We start from the raw sequence: 16,718 nt of genomic DNA, 5'->3' as shown, positions 1-16,718 counted from the left end.
GTCATCATGGTCGAGGTCAGGCCGTGACGGCAATCGGTTGCCATCTGTTGCCACGCGTGCTTGTCGTAGCCGTGGAAAGGGGAAATGGTGCAGTCATGACCGACACTCTCGAAGCCACAGCGGACCTCGCCCGTCAGGCGGCGCGCATCGGCGGACCCGACCAGATGCTGAGTGAGGATCAGGTCATCGCCTTCATCCAGGAACGGCTGGCCGGTGTCGATCTCGACAGCCGCAGCGTCTGCCTGGTCATTCCCGATGGCACCCGCAGCTGCCCGCTTCCTCTGCTGCTCAAGGCGGTCCACGGCGCGCTCGCCGGCCGTGTCAGCCGGATGACCGCCCTGGTGGCCTTGGGGACACACGCCGCCATGGACGAGGACCATCTGGCTGAGCACCTGGGCTATCCGGCGGGGAACCTCGACGCGACGTACCCGGGTCTGACCGTACTCAACCACGAGTGGTGGGACCCGCGGACGTTCGTGTCACTGGGTACGATCTCCGCGGCCCGTATCGAGGAACTGTCCGGCGGCCGGCTCCGTGAGAGCGTCGACGTGCGGCTCAACCGTGCCGTGGTGGAGCACGATGTCGCGCTGGTCGTCGGTCCGGTCTTCCCCCATGAGGTCGTGGGCTTCTCCGGCGGCAACAAGTACTTCTTCCCCGGTGTCGCCGGTGAGGAGGTCATCGACCTGTCACACTGGCTCGGCGCGCTGATCACCAGCGCCGACATCATCGGCACGCGGGGCATCACGCCCGTGCGGGCGTTGATCAACGAGGCGGCTGCCCTGATCACCTCTGACACACTTGGCCTGTGCGTGGTGGCACAGTCGGGCACGGGGGCATTGCACTCGGTCTCCTTCGGAAACACCGCTTCAGCGTGGGCCTCGGCCGCCGAGGTATCGGCCGAGACGCATGTGCGCTACCTCAACGCCCCGGTGAAGCGTGCGCTGGCGGTCATACCGACCAAGTACGAGGACCTCTGGACCGCGGCCAAGGGCTTCTACAAGCTTGAGCCGGTGGTGGCGGACGGCGGCGAGGTCATCCTCTACGCCCCGCACATCACCCAGATCGCCGCGATGCACCCGGAGATCAATGAGATCGGCTACCACTGCCGCGACTACTTCGTGAAGCAGTGGGACCGTTTCAAGCACGTCCCCTGGGGTGTCCTGGCCCACTCCACCCACCTGCGCGGGGCGGGCACGTACGACGAGGAGAACGGCGAGTGCTGCCGGCTCACCGTGACGCTCGCGACCGGCATACCGGAAGATGTGGTCCGCACAGCGAACCTGAACTATCTCGACCCGGGGGACGTGGACGTCGCGGCCTTCCAGGCGGACCCCGAGACCTTCGTGGTGCCCCAGGCGGGCGAGGTCCTCTTCCGGCTGCGCTGAGCGGTCGAATCGCGGACCACCAGTCGCGTCGGCAGCACCACCGGCCGGCCACTACCGGCACGCGCGCCGGCGATGATCGCGAGCAGGTGCTTCACCGCGGTCGCCCCCATCGCGCGTAACGGCGCGGAGACCGTGGTGAGTCCGGGAGTGACCAGGTCGGCCGCGAAGATGTTGTCGAAGCCGATCACGCTGATGTCACCCGGAACCGCGGCGCCCATGGCCCGCAGCCCGCGGATGAGACCGATCGCGAGCTGGTCGTTGTAGGCGAGCACCGCTGATGTGGGATGAGCCGCGAGTTCGGTCGCGGCACGCACCCCGCCCTCCACCGTCGGCGGGAACGGTCCGATCCGGCGGACCTTCAGGTTCAGCTCCGTCGACGCCTCGCGCAGCGACCGCCAGCGCATGCCGTCCGTCCAGCTCGCCTCCGGTCCGGCGACATAGGTGACGGTCTCGTGCAGGAGCCCGCCCAGGTGCTCGGCCGCCCGCCTGACCCCGCGCGGAATATCCGTCACCACACTGGGCACATCGGCGACCGCACGGTTCAGGACGATCACCGGCTTCTGCTTGGCCGTCATCCGGATCGCCGAGTCGGGCATGCGTGAGCCCGCGAGCACGATGCCCTCGATCGTCGGCAGCGACCTTTCCAGAGCCTCCCGCTCAAGCCGGTCCGACTCCTGTGTGTCGGTCAGCAGCATCGTGTAGCCCGCCTCGGCAGCCGCGTTCTGGGCACCACGGATGATCTCGAAGAAGAACGGGTTGGTGATGTCGGAGATGATCAGCGCGATCATCGACGTGCGTGACGTGGACAGTGCCCGCGCCATCGGGTTGGTGCGATAACCGAGTTCGGCCGCGACCTGCCGGATGCGTTCCGCTGTATTGGCGTTCACTCGCCCCGGCCGGGAGAACGCACGCGAGACCGTGGACGGCGCCACCCCTGCGGCGCGGGCCACATCATAGATCGTCGGCTGGGTCATGCCTCACGCTAGGACCGTGGGGCATCCCATGGCAACCGCTTGCCATCGGACCTGAATCATCCACTGACACGAGACAACACATGGCAACCGATTGCCTATTCATGACGACTGATGGCTCAATGGTGAGTTGAGGCAGAAAAAGAGGGCCGGACCAGCTGGGACCTCACGACCCAGTTGACCAGCCGGAGCCCCGGCATGACCGAGGAACCATCCCCTGGACCGAACCGAAACCCCGCTGAGGTGACCGACATGTCACGCATGCTCAACCGTTCCCTGGCCGCCGAACTGGAGGAGGCGGCCGACAGGGTCGCCTCCCTGTTGGCCGGCGCGGCACCACTCGGTGTGGCCTTCTCCGGCGGCGTCGACTCCTCGGTGCTCCTGGCCCTGGCCGTGCGGACCCTCGGCGCCGACCGAGTCGTCGCCGTCCTCGGCGTCTCCCCCAGTTTGGCGGCTGACGAGCGGACCGCCGCCCACGAGGTAGCCGCGTTCATCGGTGCCCGAATCGTCGAGGTGGAGACCTACGAAGGTGACCGCCCGGCATACCGGGCCAACGGACCTGACCGCTGCTTCCACTGCAAGGACGAGCTGTTCACCCGCATCTCCGATCGGGTCGTTGCCACACATGGACTCTCGGCGGTCGCCTACGGCGAGAACGCCGATGATGCGGTCCGCCCTGATCGGCCCGGTTCACGGGCAGCGGCCAGCCACAGGGTACTGTGCCCCCTCGCCGACGCCGGACTGGGCAAGTCCACGGTCCGCGCCATCGCCAGGGCGTTGGGGCTGCCCAGCGCAGACAAGCCCGCAGCCCCCTGCCTGGCCTCCCGCATTCCCCACTTCGAGGAGGTCTCTCCGGAGAAGCTCGCACAGGTGGAGGAGGCCGAAAAGGCTCTGAGATCCTTTGGTTTCGCCGACTCACGTGTGCGTCACCACGGTGACGTGGCCCGGATCGAGCTGCCGGCCGCGGACCTCGTGAGGGCCGTGTCCCCCGGGATCCGCGAGCGGGTCCACTCCGCGGTGAAGGCGGCCGGGTTCCGCTTCGTGACCCTTGACGTCGCGGGCATCCAGTCAGGAGCGTTCACCCTCCCGCTGGTGGCCGTCACGCATGGCTGAGGACTGGCAGGCACCGGAGGCTCTGGCCGCCTTCGCGGAGCTGGATCACGACCGGGTGGCGCGTCGTGGTTATCCGGAAGGGATCTACTGCGAGGGGAAGACCCACGACCAGGTAGCCGCGATCGCCGCAGCCGTCGGGCAGCGCGGCGACGTCACGCTGTTCACCCGGGCGACTCCCGCCCACGCCAAGGCCATCCAGACCGAGCTGCCCGACGCGCTGTACGACGAGGACGCGCGGTTGGTCGCGTGGCCGCCCCAACCGCCGGCGCCGACGGGCGGTCCGGTCGTCGTCGTCGCGGCCGGCACCTCCGATCTCGCCGTAGCTCGCGAGGCCCTGCTCACCGCGACCTATCTCGGACGTGACTGCGAGCTGGTGATGGACGTCGGGATCGCCGGCCTGCACCGGATGCTGGGCAAGCTGGAGCTGCTCCGCCGGGCCCGGGCCATCGTGGTCGTGGCCGGCATGGACGGCGCCCTGCCCGGGGTCGTCGCGGGGCTGGTGTCCGCGCCCGTCATCGCCGTACCCACCTCGGTCGGCTACGGTGCGGCATTCCAGGGCATCGCCCCCCTTCTGACGATGCTCAACTCCTGCGCCCCCGGTGTGGCAGTGGTCAACATCGACAACGGTTACGGCGGCGGGCACCTGGCGGCACAGATCGCCGCTCCGGCCTAGACCTGTGGGGCCACGGCCCCAGGGACCAGGCCCACGGCCACCGCCTGAGCTACGGCCTCCTCGAGAACCTGCCGTACCGGCAGCGACCGGTCAGCCGCCAGCGCGGCCACATCGTCGAACTCAGGTGTTGCCCGGACGATCCGGCCGCCGGCGTGGGCCACCTTGATCCGCACCTGGGAACCGGCAACGGGGACCTGGACCCATGTCCGGTCCAACGCGGTGCGTCCCACCCCCACCTCGCGGATCCCGATGGTGCTGGTCAGATCGAACACCAGGCGCCGCAGCCCGTCCCGGCGCTCACCCGAGGTGAGCACCTTCAGCGTGTGCGCCGGACGCCCCTTCTTCATCAGGATCGGGACCAGCCAGGCGTCCGCCGCGCCGGCCTCAAGCAGCGCCGTCAGGACCGTCGGCCACAGGCGGGGGTCCATGTCGTCCACGTTGGTCTCCAACACCGTCATCCCGGCCGGATCCGGCCGGCTCCCGGCCCCGTCTGCGCGGATGCCGAGCATCACCCGTACGACATTGGGCCGGCCGGGGAAGTCCTTGGTGCCGGCCCCCACGCCGACCGAGGTCACGGCCATGGCAGGCAGGTCGCCGGATTCCTGCGACAGCGTCGTGAGCAGGGCGACGCCGGTCGGCGTGGCCAGCTCGCCGTCACCGCCGCCCATCACTCGCCATCCCCGGGCGAGCTCGAGCACGGCTGGAACCGGTACGGGGATCTCGCCGTGGGCCGCCCGGGTGCGCCCCGTGCCGAGAGCGATGGCGCTGGTCGTCACGGAGGCCACCCCCAGGGCGTCCAGCGCTGCGCACACGCCCACGACATCGGCGATGGAGTCCCAGGCCCCGACCTCGTGGAAGTGCACATCCTCGGCGAGGACACCATGCACGCGTCCCTCGGCCTCAGCCAGACGCAGGAAGACCTGCCGAGCGCGATCTCCGACCCCTGCGGGCAGGTCCGCCGCATCGAGCATCCGGCGGATGTCCCGCCAGGCGCGATGCGGGTGATCCTCCGTAAGGGCGCGGACGTCGACCTTCGTAGCCCTCATCCCCGCCCGCCGTACGGTGGTCGCGGAGAACCGGACCGTGTCAGGCATGACCGCGTCGGCTGCGGACTGGATCGCCTCAAGGCGAGCTCCCGCATCCACAAGCGCGCCGAGCAGCATGTCGCCCGCCACACCGGCCGTCGCGTCGATCCAGGCGTGTCTCGCGGTTGGACCCGTAGATGCCATCGCCCTACCGTAAGGCCCGATGCCCGTATGCCTCACGTCGATATGGAGCCGACGGAGATCAGACCCTCCGAGAGCGCCTGCGGAACACCGGGGCTCACGGCTCGGGCTCTTCCTTTATCCTGGCCACGAGTTGGGTCGGGTTGACGGACCGGAGGGCCACGACAAGCAGCACCAGCATCATGCCCGTGTACATCACGGCCATGGCGTCCACGGACTGCTGGGCGCGGATGCCGGCTGCGTTCATCGAGGAGAACAGCGCGACGACCAGCGTCTGGGAGTCCGCTCCCGCCGTGAGAAACGTCAGCTCGAACATGCCGACGGTGCGCACGAGCACCAGGATCGCCGAGGCGAGGATCCCGGGGATGAGCAACGGCGCGAGGATCCGGGTGAACACCGACAGCAGCCGGGCGCCGGACATGCGGGCGGCACGCTCGATGGAGGGGTCGATCTGTTCGATGAACGGGGTCATCGTCAGGATCACGAACGGTACGGACGGCACGAGGTTGGCCAGGATGACGCCGCTGATGTTGCCGGCCAGCCCGAACTTGTACAGGACCGTGGCCAGCGGGATGCCGTAGGTGATCGGCGGCATCATGATGGGCAGCAGGAAGGTCAGGTACATGATGCGCTTGCCGGGGAAGTCACGCCGTGCGAGGACGTACGACGCCGGGACACCGACCAGGATGGACAGCGCGACCACCGCGAGGGAGACCTCGAGGGTGACGATGACGACCTGGAGGAGCCCGAACTCCTGCCACGCCTCGGAGTACCACTGGGCCGTCACCCCCTGCGGTAGCCAGGTGTCGAACCAGCGGGTGCCCACCGAGTTGACCAGCACGGAGCCGACCACCCCGAGGAGGTTGACCATGAAGAAGATCACGGCACCCCACACCAGCCAGCCGGCCGGACTGGCGACCAACGTGCGCTTGGCGGTGCGTGCTTCTGCGCCGGGTGTGGCTGCCATCACCCCTTGCCTCCCGTCGAACCGGTGTAAAGGCGCGAGCGCCACATGAGCACGACCGCGATCACGAGAAGCTCGACAATGCCCATGATCATGGCGATGGTGGACGCGAACGGGTAGTCGTACTGTTCATAGGCCGCCTGGTAGGCGGCGATGGAGATGACCCTGGTCTCGCCGGTCGGGTCACCGACGAGGATGGCCGACGGGAACACGCTGAACGCCAGCACGAATGTCAGGCAGAACGTCGTCGCGAGGCCTGGCGCGAGCAGCGGCAGAGTGATCCGGCGGAACCGCTGCACCCAGTTGGCCCCCAAGGTGGAGGCCGCCCGTTCCAATGTGGGGTCGATTCCGGACAGATAAGACAGGACCAGCAGGAACGCGAAGGGGAACCCGGTGATCACCAGGGAGAAGAAGACGCCCCAGTAGTTGTTGATCAGCCGGATGGGCCCGTCGACCAGCCCGATGCCCATGAGGATCCGGTTGAGCCACCCGGTGGGGCCGAGGTAGTTCAGCAGGCCCTCAGCGGTCAGGACGGTCCCCAGGGTGATGGGGACGACCAGCAGAGTCGTCACGGTCCGTTTTCCGCGGAACCGTCCACGCATCCGGTACGCGATCGGCACGGACGCGACGACGTTCAGGAAGGCTGCGGGCAGGGCCAGACCCAGCGTCTTCCCGATCGTGTCGCGCTGGTAGGCGTCACTGAAGAACCGCTGGTAGTCGGCGAAGGGACCGCCGCCCTTGGCCGGCTGGAACGACAGACCCAGGCCGTAGAGGAACGGGTAGATGAACAGCCCGGCCACAAAGATGATCGCCGGGACCAGCAGCAGCAGCTGACTGTCGATCCCTCGTTCGGCCAGCCGGTGACGCAGCCCGGGGTCCCGGCCCCGTCCTGATGCCTCGGCCGGGGGGTTCGCCGGCAGGACGGCGCTCATTCCGCACCGTGCCCGGACAGGGCTCTGGGCCGGTCATCATCGCCCCTGGCCTCACCCGGGGCAAGGTGGCGTGGGGGCGGCTCGCCGTCGCTCTCGGCTGGGAAGGCCAGCAGGCGCTCCGGTCTGACGCTGAGCAGGAGGGAGTCCCCGGGCGCGAGCCGCTCGGCGCTGCGCAGGTGCAGCCGCACCCCGGCGGCTGTGCGTGCCTCCACGGCGAGCTCGCGCCCCTGGTATTCCACCACCTCGACGATCGCCGGGACCAGGTTGACCGGTGCCGTCTCCTGCGTGTCCGGCTCTCCGGAAGGGGAGCCGGACACGACGGTGAGGTCCTCGGGGCGTACGCCGGCCACGACGGGGGTGCCTGGGTCGATCCGGCCGACCGGCGAGGCGACCAGTCGCAGACCGAGTCCTTCGACCGTCAGGCCGTCCGCGGATGCGGTGCCGGCCGTGACCTGCAGCAGGTTCCGGAAGCCCATGAAGTCCGCGACGTGCCAGTTGGCCGGCCTGGTGTGCAGTTCCTCGGGAGTGCCGATCTGCTGCACCCGGCCCTTGCGCAGGACGACGAGGCGGTCCGCCATGGACAGGGCCTCCTCCTGGTCATGGGTGACGTAGACCGTCGTCAGGCCCAGGCTCTGGTGCAGCCGGCGGATCTCCGTACGCATCTCCAACCGGAGCTTGGCGTCCAGGTTGCTCAGCGGCTCATCCATCAGGACCAGACTCGGCTCGAGCACGACCGCCCGGGCGATGGCCACCCGTTGCTGCTGGCCGCCGGAGAGCTGTCCCGGCAGCTTCCCGGCATGCTCCTCCAGTTGGACCAGGCGGATCGCCTCATCGGTCCTGCGCCTTACCTCAGCCTTGGGCAGGTGCCGCATCTGCAGGCCGAACGCGATGTTGCCGCGGACCGACATGTGCGGGAACAGCGCGTAGTTCTGGAACACCATCCCGAAGCCGCGCTTCTCCGGCGGCAGCACATCGATGCGTCGCTCGTCCTGCCAGATGCCACCGGAGGTCAGCGGCAGGAGCCCGGCCAGGCAGTTCAACGCGGTCGACTTGCCGCAGCCCGAGGGGCCCAGCAGGGCGATGAACTCACCGGACCTGATACTCAGGTCCAGTCCGACCAGGGCGTCCTGTCCGCCGAAACGCCGGCCGACGCCGTCCAGCCGCAGTTCCCGGAAGCGGTGCTTCTCGATCGTCATTTCTGAACCTTCGCCCCGCCGATCTCGCGGTCCCACTTGTCGAAGGCCGTCACGACAGCCTTGGCGTCCAGCGGGGTCTCCTTGGGGTTGTCGGCGATGAGCGCGTCGTACTCGGCGCGGCCGAACTTCTTGATGGCGTCCTGGCTCTTCTGCGGCGCCATCGAGATGTCAACGTCTTTGACCGCCGGGCCGGGGTAGAAGTAACCGTCGTCGTAGGCCTTGGCCTGCTGCTCCTTGGTGAGCATGAACTGGACCAGCTTGAGCACGGCCGCCTGCTGGTCAGCCGAAGCACCCTTGGGAACCACGGCGTAGTGGGCGTCGGTGACCCAGTGGAAACCTTCGAGCGTACCAGTCTTGGCGTCCTCCGGAACGGTGCCGAGGACGCGCGGGTTGATGTCCCAGCCGGTCGTGGTGAGGATGATGTCCGCCGTACCGTTGGCCAGGTCCTTCATGGTCTGGGTCGTGCCGCTCGGATAGGTGGTGATGTACTTGTTGAGCTCGGTCAGGTACTCCCACGTCTTGGCCCAGCCGCTGACCGGGTCTTTGGGGCCGGTGTCCCCCAGGATGTACGGGAGTCCCATCAGGAAGGTACGGCCCGGCCCGGAGTTCGCCGGACGCGCGTACTCGACCTTGCCCGGATGCGCCTTGGCGTAGGCGAGCAGCTCCTCCGCCGTCCTGGGCGGGTCGGCCACCTTGCCGGGCAGGTATTCGATCAGCGGACCGGACGGGTAGTACGTCACGGTCACCCCGTAGTCGCCCGCCAGGTCCTGCATCTTGGCCGCGGCGTCCTGGTAGTTGTTCATGTTCGACAGGCGATCGGAGAACGTGGGCAGGAGCTGCTCCCACAGACCCTGCTCCACGCCGGCGGCGAGCCCGTCGACGCCGGTGAGGACCAGGCCGATGTCCACGCGTCCGGCACCTTGCTGAGCCTTGATCTTGCCGACCAGCTCCGGCGCCCCGGCCTTGGAGTACGTGACCTTGGAGATGACGTTGGGATTCTGCTGCACGAACTCGTCGATCATCCCCTGGGTCAGCTGAAGGTTACCCGCCACGTCCAGGACGTTGAGGGTCACCGGCTGTGAGGGCGAGTCCGGGACCACGCCGTTGGCGGCGGCCGGACCCTGGCTCTGGCCGGGCCCACTGGGAGCTCCGCACGCGGTGAGGAGTCCGAGGACGAGCGTTCCCGAGACGAGCATGACGGTGCGGCGGTTCGCACGCATGGGGGTTGTCCCTTCTTCAAGGCCGAGCCGTCGTCCCGCGACGGACGGAGGGCTTAGTGTGGGCCGCTGCGGTGGTATGCCGGACGAGCAGTTCGGTGGGGAGCTCGCACCTGGGAGGCGTACGCGCCGCGGGGTTCGCCAACAGCTGCAGCAGGAGCTCGACGGCGGCTCGGCCGGCCTGCTCCTTGGGAATGCGCAAGGTGGTCAGAGCCGGCTGGACCATCGCCGACAGGGGGATGTCGTCGATACCGACGACGCTGATCTGTCCGGGCACGTCGACCCCCCGGCTCGCCAGCGCACTGCACAGGCCGAGACCGACAAGGTCGTTATATGTGATCACCGCCGTGACGTCGGCCAGCAGAGTCGCCTCCATAGCGGCCGCCCCACCCTCGAACTGAGGTGCGAAGTTGCCGATCTCGACAAGCTCCACCCCGGCGGCGGCGGTCGCCTCCCGCAGGCTGCGTAGTCGCTCTCCGCTCGACCAACTGGTCCGTGGTCCGGCCACGAAACCCACCCGGCGGTGCCCCAGCGCGACCAGGTGCTCGATGATCTGGTGCATGCCGTCCCCGTTGGCGACGGTCACTCCCGGGATGTTGCCGGCCCTGCGGTTCACCAGCACGACGGGGGCGCAGGTGGCCGCCTCACGCAGATCGGCGGCGCTCATCCGCGGGCAGCACAGAATGATGCCGTCGACCTGCTTGGCCAACGCACGGACCATGCCGATCTCGGCCCCGGGGTTCTCGTCGGTGTCGGCGACGAACACGGCATAGTCGGCCTCGTGCGCCTGTTTCTGAATGCCCTTGACGACCGAAGGGAAGAACGGGTTGGCCAGGTCCGGAAGGATCAGACCGATATTGCCCGTGCGTCCGGTGATCAGACCGCGGGCGGCGCGGTTGGGACGGTAACCGAGATGCTCGGCCATCCGCAGGACCCTGTCACGCGTGGCCGGGTCGACCATGTCGGGCAGAGACATCGCCCGGGAGACGGTCGACGGAGAGACACCTGCCGCCTTCGCGACATCACGGATGGTCACCGCCACAGTCCGCACTCCTTTCTCCGGTCGCTTCGCTCACTCCGCTCCTAACGTTGGTGTGGTGAGTCTGAAACCGTTTGCAGGGAAAGTCAACGGTTCGATGTGACTTCTTGTGATCGTGCTGAATTCACGGTTCCGCGGCGGAATACGCCTGGAACGTTGGGGATTCTCAACCTGCGACTCGCTCTTGCCGGCGGACATAGGGCGTGCAATCGTTTGCACCGATCCACGCTCCCGTCTGCCCGCCGGCGGGGCACGATCGGCCGTTACGCCAGGCGAGTTCGCGTACGGCACGCAGGTCCCGTAATCGGCCGGCGTCCTCCAACGCCATGAAACAAGATTCATCGTTCAACCATCTTGTCCAGGCCCCGAGGATGGGTCAGTCTCCTCATCAGCAGTCGGCTCCGACTGCGAGGCGAATGAGCGAACCGCGTGTTGTGCCAGGCACCTTCGCGTGACCGCCACCCTCCGATCCCACTCACTCCTACCGGTAGCAGGCATAACCGGTCGATCCATGAGGAAGGGGATGAAGAGACGTTCCAGATGGCTAGCCACCGCGGTGTTCCTGAGCTTGGGGACTGCCACTGTCACGGGAACCGCGCTGCCCTCCGTAGCCGGCACCGGCGTCCTGCCCTGGATGGACCAGGCGCTGTCACCGACCGAACGCGCGGCACTCCTCGTCCAGGAGATGACACTGGACGAGAAGATCCAGCAGATCGCCATGAACCCCGTCGCGAACACCGATCTGCCGGGCTGCGGCTTCTACTCCGGCGCCCGCCATATCGAGGGCATCCCCCGTCTGCAGATTCCGACGATCCGGATGACCAACGGTCCCATCGGAGTCGGCGGAGGCGACTGCAGTCCGGACCCGCAGGCCACCGGTGTGCCGACCGCGCTATCGGTGGCCGCGACCTGGGACCGGAGCGCCGCCTATCGATGGGGGGACATCGCCGGCATCGAGACCCGTAGCAATGCCCACAACGTCTTCCTCGCGCCGGGGATCAACCTTGGGCGCGTGCCGAACAACGGGCGGAACTTCGAGTACTTCGGCGAGGACCCCTACCTGGCCGGAACGATGTCCGTGCAGGAGACACGCGCGATCCAGGCCAACGGCGTGCAGGCCTCGGCCAAGCATTTCGCCGCGAACGAGCAGGAGACGCAGCGGCAGACGATGAACACCGTGGTGGACGACCGTACGATGCACGAGCTCTATGCGCTGCCGTTCGAGATGTCGATCAAGGATGCCGATCTCGCGGCGGTCATGTGCTCGTACCCGCGGATCAACGGGCACTTCGCCTGCGAGAACAGCAACCTGCTCACCGATGTGCTGCGGAACGAGTGGGGATTCAAGGGTTACGTCATGTCCGACCGCGGCGCGACGAAGAGCACCGTCCCGTCCATCAAGGCAGGACTCGACCTGGAGTTCGCCAGCCCCAGGTGGTTCACGCCGGCCACCATCAAGTCCGCGCTGGCCGCCGCGGAGATCTCCACATCTGACCTCGACGCGATGCTCCAGCGGCGTTACTTCACGATGTTCCAGCTCGGCCAGTTCGACAGGCCGGTGAACGGGTTCACCCCGATCGACTTCGCCAGGCACGGTCAGCATTCCCGGCAACTCGCCGAGGAGGGCAGTGTCCTGCTGAAGAACCAGAAACGGACGCTCCCCCTTAACGCTCCGTCGCTGAAGTCGGTGGCGCTCATCGGGCCGCAGACCTTCGCGGGCAAGGCCAAGTTCCCCGCCACAGGCCCAGGTGGGAGCATCACCGTCAACGCTCCGTACACGGTGACGCCGGAGCAGGGGCTGAAGAACACCCTGAGCGCTCTGAGGTCGAACGCATCGGTCACCTACAACGACGGGACCGACCTCGCCGCGGCGACAGCATTGGCGAAACAGTCTGACATCGCCGTCGTGATGGTGGGCGACATCTCCCTGGAAGGCGCCGACCGGCCGAACCTCTCACTCCCCACGAGCGATGGCGTCGACCAGAATGCCCTGATCTCCGCGGTCGCCAAGGCCAACCCGCGTACGATCGTCGTACTGAAGAACGGCGGCCCGGTGCTCATGCCGTGGCTGAACGACGTACCGGCCGTGCTGGAGGCCTGGTACCCGGGCCAGGAGGACGGCAACGCCGTCGCCAACGTCCTGTTCGGCGTCACCAACCCCTCGGGCAAACTCCCCATCACGTTCCCGAAGGTGGAGCGGGCCGCGGCCACGAGCACAACCGAGCAGTGGCCGGGCGTTCCCGTCGACGGCGTTCTCACGGCGACCTACAGCGAGGGCCTGCAGATGGGCTACCGCTGGTACGACGCGACCGGAACCCGGCCGGAGTTCCCCTTCGGCTTCGGCCTGTCGTACACGGACTTCTCGATCTCCAAGCTTGTGGTGACACCGCAGACCACAGATGGCACGGAGCCGATCAGGGTGTCGTTCTTCGTCCAGAACACCGGGACCAGGGCCGGCTCCGAAGTGCCTCAGGTCTATCTTGGGCTGCCGGCGTCGGCCGGGGAGCCTCCCAAGCGTCTGGTCGGGTTCGACAAGGTCTGGTTGAACCCGGGCCAGAAGAAGCGGGTTGCGGTCACGATCGATCCCACCGCCTCCAACCACCCGTTGTCGGTCTGGGACACCGCCGGCGGGCAGTGGAAGACCGTCGGTGGAAAGTACCAGGTGTACGTCGGCAATTCGTCGGAGAACGTGACCCTGCATGACGCGGTCACCGTCCGCACCCCGGCCGGGCAGCACCGGTAGTCACGCGCGGCCGCCCGTTTGGCGGCGGAGGACCGTCATCGGGAGGAGGAGACCTCCGGCCATGACCACGCCTGCCAGCCAGTGGAGCGGGAAGACGATGACGGTCGCCGTCGCGGTCGTGGACGTCCCGTCGGGACCGGGGACGGACACGGTGGCACGGCACAGGCACCACAGGGTCGGGTCGAAGGTCGTGGTGATCTCGCGGGTGGAGCCCCGGCCCACCGTGAAGTCGGGGAACGGGACGCTCTCCCCGTTCACCTGAAGGCGCAGGCGGTCGTTGCCGCGGAAGTCCCGGTGCACGGTCCCGGTGTCGTGCACCGTCGCGGTGAAGGTGAGGGGGCCGCTGAGCGCGAATCTCGGCGCGCGCAGGTCTGTGACCTCCGCCGAGTCGTCGATGGGGCCGGGAACGGTGATGTAGACCGGAGTGCCGATCCCCCGGTTGACGCGGATGTTGCCGTCGCCGGCCACGGCGGCCACCAGGAAGACCAGGGCAAGCTGATGATCACCCGGTTCCGGATCGGACGGCGCGTTGATCCGGACGGACACCGGTTTGGTCGTGCCCGCCGCCAGGCGGAAACGGGCAGGGGTGACGGTGACCCAGCCGGCGGCGGAGTAGGGGGCTCCGTCCTGGAAGAGCAGCGTGCCGTCCAGACTCGCCGTGAAGCCGACTCTGCGGACCTCGACGTCGACCGGCAGCCGACCCCGGTTGATGACCTGGAACTCCTGTTCCTTGCCGATGTCCTCGGGTGGGACGGCGAGCCGGGACGGGCTCACCGTCAACGAGAAGTCCGTTTCGGGCGTGGGAGTGATCGATCCCGCCACGGCCGGACCCACCATCCACAGCAGACACGCGCCGACCAGAGCGGCGACGCTCCCACGTCTCTGCCAGACGGTCACCTTCGGCTCCCCACACTGCCGCTCTTCGCGGGCGACGCTCCCGGTCCGCTCCGGCGGATGGCCCACCGGATTGATCACGTCACCGAAAGTAACATCGCGCCGGGCGGTTCCCCGCGGACCGGTCACGGTAAGCAGCCCGGGGCGTGTCGCTGCTCCGTCCCGCCCTCGGTGATCGCCCGCGACGGAGCGGAGGCGGTTGAGAACGCGCATCGCGGAACGGCGGCACGTCAGGCAGAATGATCAACGTACCGAGGTCCGGATCGACCGGCTGACGGCCGTCAAGGATTTCGTCGGCTACTTCCGCTACCCGTAGGCCCATAGGAGAGACATGCGTCTGGGCGTGATGTTCGACCGCGACCTTCCTCCGGAGTCATTCATCCCCTTCTGCCGTCATCTGGACGCGGCTGAGGTGGACGACGTCTGGGTGGTGGAGGACCTGGGCTGGACCGGCTCGATCTCGTCGGCGGCCACCGCGCTCGCCGTCACCGAACGGCTCCGCGTGGGCATCGGGATCACCCCGGCCCCGTTGCGTAATCCGGCCCTGCTGGCCATGGAGCTCGGCAACCTGGCCCGCATGCACCCGCACCGTCTCGCGGCCGGCATCGGCCACGGCGTACAGGACTGGATGCGCCAGGTGGGCGCGCTGGCCCCATCGCCGCTGGCGTTGCTGGAGGAGACCATCGTGGCCGTGCGCGCGCTGCTGCGCGGCGAGACGGTCACCCTCCGGGGCCGCGCCGTACGGATCGACGGGGTGAGCCTGGTGCATCCGCCTGCGACCGTGCCGCCGGTTCTCGCCGGGGTCGTACGGCCCCGCTCGCTGGAACTGTCCGGACGGGTGGCGCAGGGCACGATCCTGCCCGAGGGGGTCGGCTCCGCCCAGATCGAGGACGCGCGGAAGCTGACCGGCGGAGGCGATCACGAGCTGGTGGTGTTCACCCATCTGTACGTCGGCGACGACGCCACGGTGGGCACGCGCCTGGCGGCCGGTTCGGCGGAGTTTCTGCATGTCGAGCCGGACGAGGTCGTCATGGCGGTGGGCTCTCCCGAGGCTGCCGCCGACCAGGTCAGGTTGCTGTGGGAGGCGGGAGCCGACACGGTGGTGCTCCGTCCGTTCGGGCCGGACCCCCTCCCCCAGATCGATCTGGTTCTGGCGGAGCTGCGCTAAGCCGGGGCCCGTTCAGAAGCCCGCACAGGACCGTCCGGGGCCCGGGCAGCGGCGCGGTCCGGAAGACTATGAGCGGTTGCTCCGGATGCCGGTCAGCCGGCGCAGGACGTCCCACCAGAAGGAGGCTCCGAACCGCAGGGCGACCACGCTGATCAGGTAACCGGGCCAGTGGCCCGGGGAGATCAGGCGATCCCACCAGGCGCCGCCGTTCCACTTGAAGGACGGGTCCCCCGAGCCGTCGGGGGGGATCGTCAGGCTCACGATGGCGTGGTCGAATATCTTGACCAGGGCCGGGGAGCTGAAGGACTCGGTCACGCAGGCGTAGGGCTCGACGGCGCCGTCCACCGCGCACTTGGCCTTCAGCGCGCTCAGGCCGTCCTCGCTGCCGCCGGCGATGGCCGCGACCCCGGCGCGGTAGGCGTTGTCGCGCAGCAGGGTCTTGCCGTACTCCAGCGCGTCCATGCTGAACAGCAACGTCAGCACCAGGCCGAGCGCGAAGACCACCCAGGTGACGTAGCGGCGATACAGGGTGGACAGCCGCTGCATCTCGCCGTCGAACCAGGCCTCCACCCCCTTGCGGAACTTTCTCATGTCCCGCTGCGCGCCTTCCCAGACCCCGCGCAGGTGCCCGGCCAGCGGGCTGCCGATGGCCTCCAGCTTGATGAGCAGGCCGTCGACCCCGCCCTCCTCGGCGGAGACCAGTTCCATCACCGCCCCGGAGAACCGTTCGGGCGGGATGTTCGCGATGCTGGTCCGCGCGTCCGTGGGATGGTCGATCTCCTGGAGCCGTCCGTACAGGCGGCCGGTCATGTCGACCGGTGGGGTGGACGCCTCGGTGTCGAGCACCTCGGTGGGGTCGACCGGCACCGGCTCGACCACCGGCGACGCGGGGTCCGGATCGTGCCGGGGACGCGGGTCGTCCTTGGAGAAGGGCAGTTTGGCGAAGACGTCGGTGACCTTCACCGGGATCCATGACCGGCCCTCCTGCGGGCCGCCGTCCATGGTGTCGCGGATGTAGGCCCACAGGAACTTGCTGCGGATCCCGAACAGCCGGACGAAGGCCTCGTTGATCCCGCTCACCAGGAGTGACAGGAGCAGGAAGGCCAGGACCAGCCCGATGGCCAGATCAATGTAAACGGATATCAAAACAGATCACCCGCAACGTTGATACACGCCTGCCCCGGCAGGCGCAATGCC

The 16,718-nt window shown here is 68.2% G+C and carries 14 protein-coding genes; 5 read left to right on the top strand and 9 right to left on the bottom strand.

What is annotated here, in order from left to right:
• The first annotated feature begins 95 nt into the window (after window positions 1-95).
• Window positions 96-1,385, top strand: coding sequence for a lactate racemase domain-containing protein (locus ACIN94_RS06105; RefSeq protein ID WP_400700316.1), 1,290 nt, complete (start codon window positions 96-98; stop codon window positions 1,383-1,385).
• Here ACIN94_RS06105 and ACIN94_RS06100 read toward each other — a convergent pair.
• The gene (locus ACIN94_RS06100; protein WP_400700314.1) at window positions 1,286-2,359 is read right to left on the bottom strand and encodes a LacI family DNA-binding transcriptional regulator; all 1,074 of its coding nucleotides are present in this window, start codon (window positions 2,357-2,359) and stop codon (window positions 1,286-1,288) included. The two genes, ACIN94_RS06105 and ACIN94_RS06100, sit on opposite strands and share 100 nt — an antisense overlap.
• A 249-nt stretch (window positions 2,360-2,608) precedes the next feature.
• Between ACIN94_RS06100 and larE the strand changes: the two genes are divergently transcribed.
• Both larE and larB read left to right on the top strand, forming a co-directional pair.
• Window positions 2,609-3,469 carry an ATP-dependent sacrificial sulfur transferase LarE gene (larE, locus tag ACIN94_RS06095; protein ID WP_400700312.1) on the top strand — a complete coding sequence of 287 codons (861 nt, stop codon included), beginning with the start codon at window positions 2,609-2,611 and terminating at the stop codon, window positions 3,467-3,469.
• Window positions 3,462-4,142, top strand: a complete 681-nt coding sequence (gene larB, locus ACIN94_RS06090) for a nickel pincer cofactor biosynthesis protein LarB (protein ID WP_400700307.1) — start codon at window positions 3,462-3,464, stop codon at window positions 4,140-4,142. Before larE ends, larB begins: the two co-directional genes overlap by 8 nt.
• On the opposite strand, the gene larC is transcribed toward larB, so the two are convergent.
• From larC to ACIN94_RS06060, 6 genes are all read right to left on the bottom strand, one after another.
• Window positions 4,139-5,371: a nickel pincer cofactor biosynthesis protein LarC gene (larC, locus tag ACIN94_RS06085; protein WP_400700305.1), complete on the bottom strand. Its 1,233-nt coding sequence runs from the start codon at window positions 5,369-5,371 to the stop codon at window positions 4,139-4,141. The two genes, larB and larC, sit on opposite strands and share 4 nt — an antisense overlap.
• Before the next feature lie 94 nt (window positions 5,372-5,465).
• Window positions 5,466-6,335 carry an ABC transporter permease gene (locus tag ACIN94_RS06080; protein WP_400700303.1) on the bottom strand — a complete coding sequence of 290 codons (870 nt, stop codon included), beginning with the start codon at window positions 6,333-6,335 and terminating at the stop codon, window positions 5,466-5,468.
• Complete coding sequence (locus ACIN94_RS06075; RefSeq protein ID WP_400700301.1) at window positions 6,335-7,264, bottom strand: ABC transporter permease; 930 nt, start codon at window positions 7,262-7,264, stop codon at window positions 6,335-6,337. Before ACIN94_RS06075 ends, ACIN94_RS06080 begins: the two co-directional genes overlap by 1 nt.
• Window positions 7,261-8,460 (bottom strand): ABC transporter ATP-binding protein, encoded by a 1,200-nt coding sequence (locus ACIN94_RS06070; protein ID WP_400700299.1) that lies wholly within the window; start codon window positions 8,458-8,460, stop codon window positions 7,261-7,263. Before ACIN94_RS06070 ends, ACIN94_RS06075 begins: the two co-directional genes overlap by 4 nt.
• Window positions 8,457-9,680 (bottom strand): extracellular solute-binding protein, encoded by a 1,224-nt coding sequence (locus ACIN94_RS06065; RefSeq protein ID WP_400700298.1) that lies wholly within the window; start codon window positions 9,678-9,680, stop codon window positions 8,457-8,459. Before ACIN94_RS06065 ends, ACIN94_RS06070 begins: the two co-directional genes overlap by 4 nt.
• A gap of 16 nt (window positions 9,681-9,696) precedes the next feature.
• Window positions 9,697-10,719 (bottom strand): LacI family DNA-binding transcriptional regulator, encoded by a 1,023-nt coding sequence (locus ACIN94_RS06060; RefSeq protein ID WP_400700297.1) that lies wholly within the window; start codon window positions 10,717-10,719, stop codon window positions 9,697-9,699.
• 565 nt (window positions 10,720-11,284) lie between these two features.
• Here ACIN94_RS06060 and ACIN94_RS06055 point away from each other — a divergent pair.
• Entirely contained in the window at window positions 11,285-13,459 is a 2,175-nt protein-coding gene (locus tag ACIN94_RS06055; RefSeq protein WP_400700296.1) for a beta-glucosidase, read from the top strand.
• Here the strand turns inward: ACIN94_RS06055 and ACIN94_RS06050 are convergent, their stop codons facing one another.
• Window positions 13,460-14,434, bottom strand: coding sequence for a hypothetical protein (locus tag ACIN94_RS06050; RefSeq protein WP_400700294.1), 975 nt, complete (start codon window positions 14,432-14,434; stop codon window positions 13,460-13,462). It abuts the gene before it with no gap.
• 250 nt (window positions 14,435-14,684) lie between these two features.
• Here ACIN94_RS06050 and ACIN94_RS06045 point away from each other — a divergent pair, with 250 nt between their 5' ends.
• The gene (locus tag ACIN94_RS06045) at window positions 14,685-15,521 is read left to right on the top strand and encodes an LLM class flavin-dependent oxidoreductase (RefSeq protein ID WP_400700292.1); all 837 of its coding nucleotides are present in this window, start codon (window positions 14,685-14,687) and stop codon (window positions 15,519-15,521) included.
• A 66-nt stretch (window positions 15,522-15,587) separates the two neighbouring features.
• Here ACIN94_RS06045 and ACIN94_RS06040 read toward each other — a convergent pair whose 3' ends face one another.
• Window positions 15,588-16,667 carry a hypothetical protein gene (locus ACIN94_RS06040; RefSeq protein WP_400700290.1) on the bottom strand — a complete coding sequence of 360 codons (1,080 nt, stop codon included), beginning with the start codon at window positions 16,665-16,667 and terminating at the stop codon, window positions 15,588-15,590.
• Window positions 16,668-16,718 lie beyond the last annotated feature (51 nt).

The organism is Streptosporangium sp. NPDC087985, assembly GCF_044741965.1.
In the GTDB taxonomy this organism is placed as follows: Bacteria; Actinomycetota; Actinomycetes; order Streptosporangiales; family Streptosporangiaceae; genus Streptosporangium.
This window is presented reverse-complemented; position numbering and strand designations above follow the sequence as displayed.

Bases quoted from the DNA above. Each gene is read 5' to 3' on its own strand.
- larE (WP_400700312.1), top strand. From the start codon at position 2,609: ATGTCACGCATGCTCAACCGTTCCCTGGCCGCCGAACTGGAGGAGGCG.
- ACIN94_RS06080 (WP_400700303.1), bottom strand. From the start codon at position 6,335: ATGGCAGCCACACCCGGCGCAGAAGCACGCACCGCCAAGCGCACGTTG.
- ACIN94_RS06100 (WP_400700314.1), bottom strand. From the start codon at position 2,359: ATGACCCAGCCGACGATCTATGATGTGGCCCGCGCCGCAGGGGTGGCG.
- ACIN94_RS06105 (WP_400700316.1), top strand. From the start codon at position 96: ATGACCGACACTCTCGAAGCCACAGCGGACCTCGCCCGTCAGGCGGCG.
- ACIN94_RS06070 (WP_400700299.1), bottom strand. From the start codon at position 8,460: ATGACGATCGAGAAGCACCGCTTCCGGGAACTGCGGCTGGACGGCGTC.
- larB (WP_400700307.1), top strand. From the start codon at position 3,462: ATGGCTGAGGACTGGCAGGCACCGGAGGCTCTGGCCGCCTTCGCGGAG.
- ACIN94_RS06045 (WP_400700292.1), top strand. From the start codon at position 14,685: ATGCGTCTGGGCGTGATGTTCGACCGCGACCTTCCTCCGGAGTCATTC.
- ACIN94_RS06065 (WP_400700298.1), bottom strand. From the start codon at position 9,680: ATGCGTGCGAACCGCCGCACCGTCATGCTCGTCTCGGGAACGCTCGTC.
- larC (WP_400700305.1), bottom strand. From the start codon at position 5,371: ATGGCATCTACGGGTCCAACCGCGAGACACGCCTGGATCGACGCGACG.
- ACIN94_RS06075 (WP_400700301.1), bottom strand. From the start codon at position 7,264: ATGAGCGCCGTCCTGCCGGCGAACCCCCCGGCCGAGGCATCAGGACGG.